Origin of the sequence: Stappia sp. MMSF_3263 (genome assembly GCF_030733745.1) — a bacterium.
In the GTDB taxonomy this organism is placed as follows: Bacteria; Pseudomonadota; Alphaproteobacteria; order Rhizobiales; family Stappiaceae; genus Stappia.
This window is the reverse complement of the sequence record NZ_JASHIK010000028.1, coordinates 1-13,448: the sequence shown is the minus strand read 5'-3', so window position 1 is coordinate 13,448 and position 13,448 is coordinate 1. Positions and strand designations below refer to the sequence as shown.

The 13,448-nt window shown below is 54.7% G+C and carries 9 protein-coding genes; 5 read left to right on the top strand and 4 right to left on the bottom strand.

The genetic code is table 11. The annotated features are described in order from the left end of the window. Nucleotides 1-5: 5 nt before the first annotated feature. The 3 genes from RBB46_RS21225 to RBB46_RS21215 form a co-directional block, all read right to left on the bottom strand. Nucleotides 6-593 carry a histidine phosphatase family protein gene (locus RBB46_RS21225; RefSeq protein WP_306031052.1) on the bottom strand — a complete coding sequence of 196 codons (588 nt, stop codon included), beginning with the start codon at nucleotides 591-593 and terminating at the stop codon, nucleotides 6-8. 14 nt (nucleotides 594-607) lie between these two features. Next, the gene (locus RBB46_RS21220; protein WP_306031051.1) at nucleotides 608-1,987 is read right to left on the bottom strand and encodes a hypothetical protein; all 1,380 of its coding nucleotides are present in this window, start codon (nucleotides 1,985-1,987) and stop codon (nucleotides 608-610) included. A gap of 492 nt (nucleotides 1,988-2,479) precedes the next feature. Then, nucleotides 2,480-3,646 carry a cysteine desulfurase family protein gene (locus RBB46_RS21215; RefSeq protein WP_306031050.1) on the bottom strand — a complete coding sequence of 389 codons (1,167 nt, stop codon included), beginning with the start codon at nucleotides 3,644-3,646 and terminating at the stop codon, nucleotides 2,480-2,482. Between the two features lie 76 nt (nucleotides 3,647-3,722). On the opposite strand from RBB46_RS21215, the gene RBB46_RS21210 reads away from it, so the two are divergent. The 5 genes from RBB46_RS21210 to RBB46_RS21190 are packed head-to-tail and all read left to right on the top strand — an operon-like array spanning nucleotide 3,723 to nucleotide 13,151. Further along, the gene (locus RBB46_RS21210) at nucleotides 3,723-4,661 is read left to right on the top strand and encodes a DUF4007 family protein (RefSeq protein WP_306031049.1); all 939 of its coding nucleotides are present in this window, start codon (nucleotides 3,723-3,725) and stop codon (nucleotides 4,659-4,661) included. Then, on the top strand, nucleotides 4,658-7,951 hold the full coding sequence (locus RBB46_RS21205) for an ATP-binding protein (RefSeq protein WP_306031048.1): 3,294 nt from the start codon (nucleotides 4,658-4,660) through the stop codon (nucleotides 7,949-7,951). The genes RBB46_RS21210 and RBB46_RS21205 overlap by 4 nt, the downstream gene beginning before the upstream one ends. Then, nucleotides 7,948-8,781: a phosphoadenosine phosphosulfate reductase family protein gene (locus RBB46_RS21200; protein WP_306031047.1), complete on the top strand. Its 834-nt coding sequence runs from the start codon at nucleotides 7,948-7,950 to the stop codon at nucleotides 8,779-8,781. Before RBB46_RS21205 ends, RBB46_RS21200 begins: the two co-directional genes overlap by 4 nt. A 39-nt stretch (nucleotides 8,782-8,820) precedes the next feature. Continuing rightward, complete coding sequence (locus RBB46_RS21195) at nucleotides 8,821-11,208, top strand: sensor histidine kinase (RefSeq protein WP_306031046.1); 2,388 nt, start codon at nucleotides 8,821-8,823, stop codon at nucleotides 11,206-11,208. Then, nucleotides 11,205-13,151, top strand: a complete 1,947-nt coding sequence (locus RBB46_RS21190) for a hypothetical protein (RefSeq protein WP_306031045.1) — start codon at nucleotides 11,205-11,207, stop codon at nucleotides 13,149-13,151. Before RBB46_RS21195 ends, RBB46_RS21190 begins: the two co-directional genes overlap by 4 nt. Here RBB46_RS21190 and RBB46_RS21185 read toward each other — a convergent pair. Next, nucleotides 13,104-13,448 (bottom strand): hypothetical protein (locus tag RBB46_RS21185; protein WP_306031044.1); only part of this gene is annotated, 345 nt, incomplete at its 5' end. The genes RBB46_RS21190 and RBB46_RS21185 overlap by 48 nt on opposite strands.

Below are 13,448 nucleotides of genomic sequence, written 5' to 3'. Positions count from 1 at the left end.
GAGCATCAAGTGGTCAGGCGCGCAACAAACGGCTGGTATTCAAGAATGTTTATTGCGCTAAGTTTGAGGTCAAACGGCTCCTTTATTTTCAGAACATCTTCGAAAAGAGCGCTCGAGAACTTTCCATGCGTCACTATCCCAATGGAGTGATGTCCATTTTTCTCCGCGTCTCGAACAACCAAGTCCAAGGCACGCGTAACCCGCACAACGAAATCATCCCACAGCTCACAACCAGGGATCGCCTCTTTGGAATATCCGGGCTTTTCCTTAAGTTTGGCGAGAACTTGACCGAATACGTCCTTGGCCTTGTCTTTATTGACTCCGCTAAGCACGCCATAGGAATTTCGCTCTTGCAGATCATCAATCACCTTGGGCTCAGGCAGTTTCAACACGCCCGCGATGATTTGTGCCGTCTCGTGGGCGCGTTTCAATGGGCTTGAATAGATCGCGGATGGTGAGCGGGAACGAAGCAGTTCAGCGGTTTCCCTTGCCTGATCCCGGCCCAAATCTGTGAGTGGAAAATCTGCAATTCCTCCGTAGCAGTCTTCGATATCGTCCAGGGCTTCGCCGTGACGCATGACGCAAATCAGCATTGGGTTCTCCTTTTTCAGAACTCGTTTGAACTCCACGGCGCCGTTCCTGCGTTGAGAAATCGGTTCGCCAGTTTCTTGATCGATTGCCGGTCATCACCACGATCGAGCGCCTCGCTCAGGGCCTCGAGGATGCGCTGCTGTGCAGGCTCGAACGCACCGCGCGCATGGCGCGCCACGCCGCTCCACCAATGAAGGTTGCCTAGTTCAACTGCCGAAAGCGAACCGACGTCGGGCATCATCCTCAGCCGCTGCTGTAGTGACCATTCTAGGCGCTTGGCCGCCAGGCCATCCTCTTTGATTGATGTCCATGCTTTCGCGTGAAGCACGTGAGCCATGAACCATTCGATCAGCCACCAGTCTTGATGTGCATTCAGAAGTTTCAGCGTTTCCGCGTGCCTTGGTTCGGAAGCGGCAATCAGACGCCTGATTTCTTCGCCACGGCGTTGTGCTGCCTCGGTGGCGAGAGGTGCTTCATTGTGCATTGCTGACAGGCAAGTCAGTTTGTGTCTGAGCGTCCGGATGCGCTCATGTGCAATCGACAAACGATCGCCTTCCCTTACAGAAGCCGCGCGCGCATCGACCGCAGCGATGGACTTGTCGAATAGTTCCAGCGCACCATCCAGATCGCCAAGGACCTCGACAGTCCTAGCGCGACCGCGAATAGCACGTGGGTCTCCTGCAAGAGCGTCTTCGGCGGCGGCATAGAATCCCTCCGCCTCCTGCCGAAGGCGGCGCTGCTCTTGTCGATCGGGCTCGAAATCGGCCTTCAGGCGAAGCGCTTCCGCTTTCAGATATAGCCCCTCACCCTTCAGCGGCGTCTCAGGGGCCGCCTCTCCCAAATGGATTGCTTCCTCGGCGATTTGCCGTTGCCGAGCGAAGTCGCCTGCACCAATAGCATCGATTGCCTTTTGGGATAGCCCACTTACGATTTCGGCCCCGTCGGGCCCAAGGTAGGGAGCGAATTCATTGATGATAGTCTGCGGAGACTGCCCGGGCGTCCACAGGTCAAAATTGAACAGCGCCGAAGTCAATCCTGCTCCGGAACGTGGCGTGCGCAACAACTCATGACCAACCTCGCCTTCGAGCGGGGAGGGAGCTCCTCCAATGATGTGCCTTCGCAAAGCGTCCGTCAGTTCCTGCTCACCTAGATCAGTGCGCCTATCGGCAAGCTTCTTAGCCAGGACCTTCGCAATACTCTCAAGCACCGCAGTATGCAGGCGAGGTTTCCGTCCCTTTGGACGGAGGTTTTGTGCCAATGTTGCAGGTGAGCTATGCCCAAGCGCCGTGGCCAGCGTGTCATACGTGCCGCCTACGTGCTCGCGCCACAGTACCATGGCTCGGCCAGCGGCTTCACGCCACCGCTCTTCTGAAGATTCCGCGTCTGCATCATCCATAGGTCATTCTCCTGTAGCTGACAGTACACAACTTGCAGGCTTGAAACAGAGGAGGTGTAGCAACTGTCAAATAATTGTCGGATAGACGCCGCCACAGCAGCAAAACCCTTTGATACCGGCAAAACGGTCGTACTGCCGTCAAGAAACTGTAGGGCTCGCGCAGCGCTCGTATCAATCAGTCATAAAACACACAAGAAAAGTACAACTATTTTTCCATTGGAATACAAATCGTATATACATGCATATTTTTGGATAAATATCGGAAATTGTGCAATTTTCCGCGTCGAACAACAGTCTGGGACGGAGTATTTTTATTTGAATAAACGATGTTCGCTGCATTTATCGCAGCCGAACATCAGGAGAAAAACATGGAAGCAATTATCTATGCGGCTATCGGCTTTGCATACTTGGCCCTCGCGCTGGCACACGCAATCCACTAGCCAAGACAATGCCAATAGAGAAATTGAAGGGGTGGCAATCTTGGCTGCCCCTTCATTCTGTTTGAGGCCGTCTCTCTCGCAAAGAATCTGCAACTGCCCCCAATAACAATGCAACTGCCCGATCAGCCTGGTTCAAGTCCGAGAACCGCCCAAAGCTGAAACGAATGCACTCCGATGCAAACGTCTTGTCGTGCCCCATGGCCCGCAAGACATGTGACGGCTCCGGCGTTCCGGATGAGCACGCTGACTGCGTCGAAGCGGCTATATGTGGCTGAAGACGCGCGAGAAGATCCAATGCGCTGTGACCGGGAAAGCGCATAAGCGCATTCCCAGGGTGCCTCAAGTTGAGATCCCCAACCAATGTAGCTATTTGTTTTTCTTTGAGTTTTTGCACGAAATGGCTTCGAATGTCGGCGACTCTTGTACGCTCGCTTTCCCCGTTCTGCAGAACAAGTCGACATGCTTCGCCGAAGCCGACAATCAGCTCTGTAGGCATCGTTCCACCGCGCCTTCCATTTTGCTGACCGGCACCGACAACAGCGGGCTTCACGAACTCGGACGCGCCGGGGCCCACTAGAAGTGCGCCAACCCCCTTCGGCCCATATATCTTGTGCGCGGAGATCGTCGCGAGCGGGATGTCGAGATCAAGAAGGTCGATATCCAATGCAAGCGGAGCCTGAGCAAGGTCCGCGTGGAACAGAACGCTATGAGTTTTGCAGACGGTCGCTATTTCGGCGAGTTCTGCGATTGCGCCGTTTTCGTTGTTCACGCCCACAACTGAAACAAGCGCCGTGTCGTCGCTTAGCATTGTGCGCAGACGTTTCGTGTCCGGAGCTCCTCGCTCATCGAGCGGGATATGCCTCACCGTCAAACCACTGCTATCAGCCTCATTTCGGATGGACCCATGATCCGCCGAGCCGATCAGAACCTTGTTCCGTCCGGTTTGAGCTGAGATTGCTTTGGCCGCGTTCAATGCCATCGCATTCGCCTCGCTTGCGCCTGACGTAAAAACCACGTCATCAGCCTGAAGACCGAAGAGAGTGGCGATTTGAGCGGAAGCTTTTTCGATAGCCGCCGCCGCTCGCCAACCGAGAACGTGATCAGCCGCGTGCGGGTTGGCGAAGTGTGTCGCATACGCCGCCTGCATGACCTGAAAGACGCGGTCATCCAAAGGGGTCGCCGCCTGATAGTCGAGATAGATGGTGTCCCCAACTTGCATTATGCCCTCAGTGCTGGACGGTCTCTCCAGTACCTTGTATAGCTTTTGGTGCTGGATGACATCCCCAGGAGGTAAAGTGAGTGCTCAAGAGCTGAAGAACGATCAGTACCGCCCGTGCTTCTCGGGGCATGAGACCTTTCCCTTGCGCTACGGTTGGCTGCAAAAGGCCTATGGCGCTGTCAGCGACGCGCCCTCGCCCAAGGATGCGGTTCATGTATTCCGTGACCCGGAGTCCATCGCGCGTTTTGGTGTTGGCCGAAACATGGTGGGCGCAATTCGGTATTGGGCTACCGGCGCTGGAATTCTTGATGAGACCGATGACGGCCTCGCAACCGCGTGGCTCGGAGACATGTTGTTCGGTCCGGACGGAATCGACCCCTACCTCGAGGAAGACTCCTCCCTTTGGCTACTCCATTGGCATTTAGCTGCACGCCCTCGTCTGACGTCTGCCTATTGGCTCTTCAATGAGTTCCGTGGTGGCAGCTTCGTTAGGCAGGATATCGTTTCCGCTCTGCTCGCACTCGCGCAGGAATGCGGATGGAGCCGAGTAGCTCCGACCACCGTGGACCGTGACCTGCAGTGTCTGTTGAGAACATATATCGGCGGTCGCGGTTCAAGCGATGCCGGAGACTCCATTTTAGCCGAACTCGGACTGATCCGCCCTATGGATAAGCACCGCTCACGGCTTTCGCGCGGACAAAAACCCAACCTCCCCGACGCCGTATTTCTGTTTTGTCTCAATGCGTTCTGGAAACACTTCGCGCCGGATCAAAATACAATGTCATTCGAAAACGCGGCATACGCGCCGCGATCTCCGGGTAGGGTCTTTCTGCTCGATGAGGAAGACATCGTGGAACGGCTTGAGCGGCTCGAAGAAATTTCCGACGGAACGCTTGTCTGGTCCGAGACAGCCGGACTCCGACAGATCATCCGCAACGGAAAACATTCAGAGGATCTTGAGCGCAAGAACCTTCGTGACGCTCTCGTTGGTGCACATTTTCAGGTGGCTGCATGAGCGACCCAATAGCAATCGCACCAAGATTTCGCCGATCAGTACGGATCGATTCCGACTTTGCCTCTGCCACCGCCATTGACGGCTTCTATTGCCCACCATCATTTCAAGCCGCAGTGACCTTCATGGCCGCGCATGTTGCCGACACTCAACAAGGCGCGTTCACATGGACAGGACCATACGGCGGTGGCAAATCGAGCCTCGCACTAGCGCTTGCCTGTCTATTCGGCGCGCCCAAGCCCGTGCGGGAACAAGCCGCAACATTGTTTGGCGAAACGGTAATGAGCGCCTTGAAAGCAGCTCTACCCCACTTTCCGGCTCGCTGGAGCGTCTTGCCGCTCGTTACCGAGCGCCGCTCTGTTTCTGCGCAACTCGCTGAACATTTCGAGCTTCCTCCCGGTGCCGCATCGGCCAAAATTCTCGGCGAAATAGAGCGCCGATCTAAGGATCGCGGTCTTCTTATTATTATGGACGAGCTCGGGCGAGGCCTGGAAGCAGCTGCCGACGGAGACGGTGATATTCACCTCCTGCAAGACCTTGCTGAACTCGCTTCCCGAAGCCACGGCAAACTGATTTTTCTCGGAATCTTGCATCAGGCCTTCGACGAGTATGCCGAGCGCTTGAGCCGAAAAGCGCGGGACTCCTGGGCAAAAATCCAAGGCCGGTTTGTCGACATTTCGATTTCCGTTTCGCTGGAAGAGACGATCGAGCTCATTGGCGAGGCGCTGGGGCATCAACGTGCGGTCCGAAAAGCACTTCCACTGGCCGAAGCGTGCGTCGAACACCTCAGGCCGGCGAGAAGCAAGACCGATGCGAAACGCCTGGCTGGCAAGCTCGCTCGAACAGCACCGCTTCATCCCTTTACGGCTTGTCTCCTTGGTCCGTTGTCTCGGAGGAGGTTTGGCCAAAACCAGCGGAGCATATTCTCGTTTTTGAGCTCAGCCGAGCCCTATGGTTTGCAGGATGCGCTAACAGGAGAAGCAACCGATAGCTTCTACCCGCCTTATCTCCTGTGGAGTTACCTCCAATCAAATTTCGAGCCAGCCATTCTATCATCCCCCGACGGCCGTCGTTGGGCTCTGGCCCATGATGCAATCGAAAGAGCGATCGCACGAGGCGCTAGCGATACGGAGCTACAGGTTCTGAAGACAATAGCGACCCTGGATCTGCTTAAAGACAGGTCCGGGCTTGCAACACAACCCGCGACGATTGCAATGGCCCTCCATGAGATTGACCGTGTCGACGTCGACAGCGCGTTGGCACGCCTGGAACGTCAATCAGAAATTGTCTTCCGAAAGCATGCTGGCATCTATGTGCTCTACGCAGGATCGGATTTTGACGTAGAGGCGCGGCTTCAGGAAGCGATCGCAGAGGCTAACGATATCGATCTCAATCTGGTCCGGACCCTTGCGGACCTGCAGCCAATGCTGGCTAAACGACACCATGAAAAAACCGGAGCCATGAGATGGTTCGAAATGTCGATCGAACCGGTATCGGAGCTAGAGACTCTGCCCGCGCCAAAATGTTCCCAAGACACGATCGGCCGCATTGTTTTTCCTCTCCCCACACGAGGCGAAACATCAGAGGAGGCAATCAGCGCCTACGAGCGCGCTATAAGGTCCTGTAAATCTCATCCATTGTTCATCGGACACCACCACAGCGCTGGCAAGTTGCTCGATCTTGCACGCGAACTGACCGGTCTGAGCGGCCTTGTGAACCGATTTCCTGAACTAAGGGGGGATCCGATAGCGCGGCGCGAGATCGATGCGCGCGTCACAGAAGTGCGCCAGAAACTCGAAGATAACCTACACGGCTTGATTGGAGAATGCGTGTGGTATGAAGGCGCCAACGAGCCCCGTCGCCTGACCAAGCGTCACCTGAATGAACTCTTGTCATCCCGCGCCGACACGATCTTCCGAGACGCACCTGATATCCGCAATGAACTTCTGAACTGCTCTGAGCCATCCTCCAACGCGGTCAGTGCGCGAACCAAGCTCATGAAGCGGATGACAATGCATGCTTCCGAAACGAATTTGGGATTTGAGGGCAAGAATTATCCGGCCGAGCGCGGCCTTTACATATCGCTGCTGCAAGAAACGGGGTTGCATATCGAAGGAGAGTATCAGGCGCCAAAGCAGGGAGATGAATTACATCCACTGTGGCGGGAGGCCGACACGTTGCTGGCAGATGCTGAGCACGGGATCGTTACGGCCGATGAAATCATCGAAACCTGGGGTAAGGATCCCATAGGCCTCAAGTCAGGACTCGGTCCCGTGTTTGTCGTAGCCTACATTCTGTCACGCCGCGCTCGGGTCGCCGTCTACGGCGAAGGTGTATTTCAGAGCAACTTCAACGAACTTTGTGTCGAATTTCTAGCACGAAACGCCAAGGATATCGGCCTGCGGCGTGTGGAAATGGAAGGGTTCATCGGAGAAACGCTTGAGGAATTGGGTGGTCTCCTGAAGCTTAAAGGAGCGGCCGAACCCTTACTCGTCGCGCGAACGATCATCGGAGAATTCGACGCGCTCGTACCATGGACCGCGCGGACTCAATCGCTTTCACCGCGAACATTGCAGGTTCGCGAAATTCTCAAGCGGGCGAACGATCCGAACAGACTCTTGTTTGACGATTTGCCACGGCTGACAGAACCGCTTTCGGACGGCCGTTTCGATCCCAAAGCAACCGCTCTTCTTCTCAGAGATGCACTGGCAGAAATGCGCGCCGCCTATCCCAAGGTTCTAGAAGATCTCAAGGGCTTGATGCTTCGCGAGCTTGATGTTCGGGGTCAAGGTGAAGATACGTTCAAGGATCTGCGCGACCGGGCCGACAACATCCGGCAGATAGGGGGCGATCTGAGATTGGAAGCCTTCGTCGGCCGACTGACGCAGTTTCATGGGACGCGCGAAGACATGGAAGGTGTTGCCAGTATCGCCGCTAACAAGTTGCCGCGGGATTGGAATGACGGAGATCGCGAGCGTGCAGCTGTCGGAATCGTGGAACTCGCGGCCTTATTCCTGAAGACCGAAACAATGGCGCGAGTGAAGGGCCGCAAAGACCGCCGCCAGGCGCTCGCAGTCGTCGTTGGTAAAGACTCTTCACCACATTCGCTCTTCCGGGAATTCGAGGTGGCTGATATCGACCGGCACGATGTCGAGCACTTGGCCGGGATTGTCGACAAGGTGCTCAGCGAAGCCGACCAGAAACGACGCGATATCATTCTGGCGGCTCTCATCGAAGTCACATCGAAGTATATCGATTCTGAAAAACCATTCCGCGTGGGAGAACGGGCATGACTGGAACCCGCCATGTCCTCGGGTTGTCCGGAGGACGGGACAGCGCCGCTTTGGCAGTTTTCATGCGCCAGCGATATCCTGAAGTCGATGTAGAATACTTCTTCACCGATACGGGCAAAGAATTGCCCGAGGTCTACACATATCTAACGCGACTAGAAGGCTATCTCGGCAAATCCATATTACGGTTGAACCCTGATCGAGATTTCGACTATTGGCTGAAGAGCTACAAAAGCTACCTTCCTTCCGCCCAATCGCGTTGGTGCACGCGGCAGCTAAAACTCCGTCCCTTCGAGAGATGGGTCCGCCAATTTATGGAAGCCGGTGAGACTGTCATTTCTTATGTCGCCATTCGCAGTGACGAGGAATACCGCGAAGGCTATCAATCTAATAAGGACAAGTTGCTAGTTAGGCTCCCATTCAAAGAGAGCGGGATCGACAAGCCCGGTGTCATCGAAATCCTAGAAGGCTCAGGCCTCGGTCTTCCGGACTATTATGACTGGCGAACGCGAAGCGGATGCACATTCTGCTTCTTTCAGCAAAAGATCGAATGGGTGCGCCTACGAGAACGCCATCCGACGGCTTTTGAGGAAGCCAAACAATACGAGAAGAACGCTATCGAACACGGGTCCCCGTTCACGTGGAGCCAAGGTGAGTCTCTAAGTGAGCTCGAGAAGCCCGAGCGCCAAGAGCAGATCCGAGTAGAGCACGAACGGCGCGTGGAGCGCGCACGCGCCCGCATTCAAGCAAATCCGTTGCGACCAGAAGCCTCAATTGATCTCGACGATGTCTACGGCGGAGCGGCCAAAGCATGTCTTACTTGCCACAAGTAACATTATGAAATGTAAAGGCTCTCGGTTTATGGTCCATGTATGTTCAAGGTAACTGCCCGAACTATTCTGGAATTGGGATCGGAGCTCATCAGCTCCGATGCTATTGCGTTTTATGAACTGATCAAGAACGGCATCGATGCCGGCTCAAACAACGGGGTCACAGTAAGTTTCAATATCGTCCTGGGTCGACGGGACTATCAGGAGTCCAAATCCCAAATCCTCAGCGCCATCGAGGACGAAGACGCAGTTGAGTTGGATGATCTCAAAGTCGAGCTTTCCGGCAAACTCAACACGGAAGCCGACGAGCTCTGGGACGAAGCCTGTGCTCTTATCGACGAGGCCGAAACACTGGATGCCTTGTTGCAAGCGCTTGAAGAGATCGATGCCCTGAACTCCATCACGATCTCGGACACAGGGTCGGGCATGTCGTTGACGGACCTCGACACCGTATTCCTTGTGATCGGAACTTCGTCCCGAAAAAGCGAGATCGATGCAGCTATTGCTGGCGGGAAATCGCGCGCGCCTTTTCTCGGAGAAAAAGGCATAGGACGCCTTTCAGCAATGCGGCTGGGCGATCGCCTCTCCGTGCGGACAACACAAACAAACGACAAAAACTTCAATCTCATCGACATCGACTGGTCAAAGTTCGACGACGCGTCGAAAATGATCGAAGACATCGACATCAAGCCGAGAAGAGGAGAGAAGAAGGACGACCCAGATTTCAGTGGAACTGATATCAAGATTGAGAAACTAAACGCCGACTGGAGCGACAAGCGTGTCGAGCGCTTGGCCATGGACGACTTCTCTTTACTCGTAGATCCTTTGGCCAAAGCCTCCGGTCAGCGCATCGCGGTGTACTGGAATGGCAAAAGGGTCAATTTTCGGCGACTTGAGAATTCGTTCCTATCTCACGCACATGCAATGGTGCATGGACAATACAGAATAATAAACTCAGAGCCCCAATTAGAATTGCGCATCGAGATAACTAATCTCGGATTTGAGCACCCGAAGGAAGTCAGTGTCGAAGTAGCAACCGTCGATGAACTAAGCGCCGCGCTTATAGGATTACAAGCTAAGCGACGTAGGATGAACAAAAGAGATATCGACTACACCGCACTCGAAAGTGTGGGGCCATTCGATTTCCAATTACATTGGTTCAATCGGCGTACCCTACGTAGGTTCTCCTCTGCAGGCGAGCGTCAAGCGCTCCTCAACCTTCTAGATCAATGGATGGGTGTTAGACTGTATCGCGACGGCTTCCGAGTTTATCCATATGGGGCGGAGGACGATGACTGGCTAGATCTCGACAAGACCGCGCTTGCCTCAAAAGGTTATGCTCTCAACCGAATACAGCTCATTGGGCAAATCGAGATCGGTCGTCTGCAAAATCCTGAGCTCATCGATCAAACGAACCGCGAAGGCCTGCGGCAGACCCCCGAAGAAGCTATCCTCAAAGAGACAGTTCAGTTCGCCGTCGAGCGCCTTCGAGACGAAATGAACCGCGTCACTAAGGAACAAAAGGACGCCAAAGAACCCTTCATAGCCGACGAGACTAAAACGGCCGATCTCGAAAAACGGATGAAGACGGCGATCCAGTCAATTCGAAAGGTTGTCCCGTCCGAACACCGAGATGTTGTCCAAGAGCTCGAACTGATGCGCGAGGAGTTTGCACGATACGCCGCCCAGGCCCGCGAACGCATTGCAGACATGGAAAAGGATGCCGACCAAATGCTGGCTATGGCGGGCATCGGTTTGATGGTCGAAGTTGTTGCACACGAGCTGACCAGGTCGGCCGAAGACGCGCTAGACGTTCTGAACGGCCTAAAGCGTAAGTCAGTTCCCGATGAAATCCGCCGTAGGCTCGAGAGCCTCAGGGCATCTATGACAAGCATCAGCAAACGGCTCCGGATTCTCGATCCACTAAGTGTGACGGGAAGACAGCGCAAGGAGCGTTTCAACCTCGATGAGCTCCTGAATGAAATCCTAGAGGCGCACGAAGCGCAATTCGAACGGCATCAGGTCGAACTGGACGTCGTGCTTCCTGACCGATCTGTGCAGGTATCCGCGGTAAAGGGTATGGTCGTTCAGGTGCTCGAAAATCTGATCTCCAACTCCATTTACTGGATGGATGTCGAAAAACAGCGGAAGATGTCATTCAGGCCAGAGCTGACGATTTCTCTTGAGGACAATCCGCCGCGGATACGGTTCTCTGACAACGGCCCAGGCATTTCCAAGCAATATAAGGACCGGGTCTTCGATCTCTTCTTCTCGCTGAAAGACAAGAGCCGTCGTCGGGGACTAGGGCTCTACATCGCCCGGGAAGCAGCGGAACACAACGGCGGAGATCTCATACTAGACCCCGACATACTCAATGAGGAGGGGCGTTTTTCGACCTTCGACTATCGTGTAGTGGGGGAAGATCCTTGACCGACAGGGAACAGGTACGTGATGCCGGAATCGGCTCCGCGATTATCGTCGATGACGGTTACGACGAGATCCCGGAGGTTGCAGAACTGCTAGACGAAGGCGCTTGGGATAGCTTTTTTGATGACGCCCAAGGTGTCGAAGCAGAACGGATCACAGCCCATTTTCCTGCATACGATCCGGAAGAGCGAGAAGAGCTGCGGTCTAATCAAGAGTTTATCAATGCGCTCTGGGAGGCTCGGGGGACTATACGGGATTTGCTCGGCGGGCTCTTTGACAACTATGAGCGAAAGATTTCGGATAATCGCCCTTTTCTCGATGCCGCAGAAGCGGCCCTAACCGCACTCGGCATCCCTTATGAAACATGTGGTCGAGATTTCGTTGGGTCAGCAATCGATGTTGATTTGATCGTCATTGACCTCTTCCTCGGTATCCAGCAGGGGGCACCGGATCGCGAATTTACTGTAGAGCGGCTCAAAGAGGTTATTGAGCGCCGACAAGACCGCCCCCTCCCCTCTATTGTCCTCATGTCCCAGGTTCAGGGGATCGATGAACTGGCTAGGGACTTCCGCCGCGATGTGAAGCTACATGCTTCATCATTCCGGCAAATCAGAAAGAACGACCTGCAAAAACCCGGGCGCATGGAAGGGCTGATCCTCACCCTCGCCACGCATCGATCTGACAGCCTGGCTTTGGCCAAGTTCGTAGATACTTGGGAGGACAAAGCCATTGAAGCTGTCCACGCTGCCGCCGGCACATTGCGCAAAATCGACATCGACGACTTGCAGCATATTCGGAGCATGTTGCTCCGCTTCGAGGGCCTCAACACCTCTAGCTACATGCTCGATGTCTTCGACCGCGTGCTCCAATATGAAATCGAATCCCACAAGACTGTATTGGAAGCCGCGATACCACTCGATCAAATGGCGGATGATCCGGCCCCGCTGATGATTTCGAATGATCGCGACACCTACGCCATTCTGGAGCAAACCCTCTTTGTAAATCCAAGACGCCGCAACCACGCCACCGGCGCTGAGTGGCCGATTACCTTTGGCGACATTTTGGGACCGAAATCTGGAGTACCCGTGAAACGTCGCGGCTTCTTTTCTGGTCGCAATAATCTCGTCTTCTTCGTCGCTTCACCCGAGTGCGACCTGATCCGGAAAGACGGACTGACTACGGCTTTGTTGGTGGCGGGATCGCTTAAAGGCATCGACATGGCCAAACCAGGCCTTGCAGTGACGGCAAATACAACTCCGGTACTAGTCATGAACGGGGACCAACGTTTTCAAGTCGATTGGGACTTTGGCGACCTGCGGACAATCAATCTGGATCAAGCAAGGCGATTGCTCCATACCAACCGCGGCGACATGTCGATCGTTGCGCGACTTCGGGAAGGGACCGCCCTTGGTTTGCGCCAGCAGTTGCTTAGCAATGTCGGGCGGATCGGCGAACTTGCGCCACTGCCGAGATCATTGCGATTTCGAGCCGATCTTCATCTCCCTTTGCAACAAGGGGGCACACAACCGATCACTCTGCCTAACGGTGTTGAGATCACTGGAAACGTACTCATTCCGCGCCGCGGGCAGTTTGCAGCGGCGATTTTCGATTCCAATTGTGAGGATGACCTAACAGCAGCTTTGCTCGAACTGGATCTCACACATGTGGCGGCCCGCAGTCGCGCGATGTTCGAGACTCTCAAAGAGCAGACTAGGATTCGACAGATATTTCGATCAGGCTTGCAGGGAATTGACCTGCCTTTGAACGGCTTCAAGATTGCGGGATTGCTTAAACTTGACGAAGAACAGCCCGCTTCAGACGATAAGAAGCCAAAGACCGACAAGGTCGCCACCATTGTGAAGGGAGAAGATATCGTCGACGTGCTGGGGGACAGTCTTTCAAAAGCCGGTCTCATTATTCAAATTCACGTCGATGATGCGGGCTAGGTTATGGACGTCGAGGCCCTGTTCTGGAAGCTCTATCGCTGCCCCGTCGAAGCCGATGTTCACAATGTTCTTGAAGACGCAGCCCTGCTCGAATCGCCCCGGAACTGGAGGCCATATGGCGGAACTGAAAACAACTACGGCGTCGTAGAAAACCAGCAGGCGTCGCCGATCCCGGCTCTCGTTGAAAAGATAACGAACGGCATAGACGCCATTCTGGAGCGTAACCGGCCGGGTTGGGCCGCCTTTCGGGGCGCGTGCTGACGTGTAATGACCGTCGTTATTGGCGTCGTTTTTGAC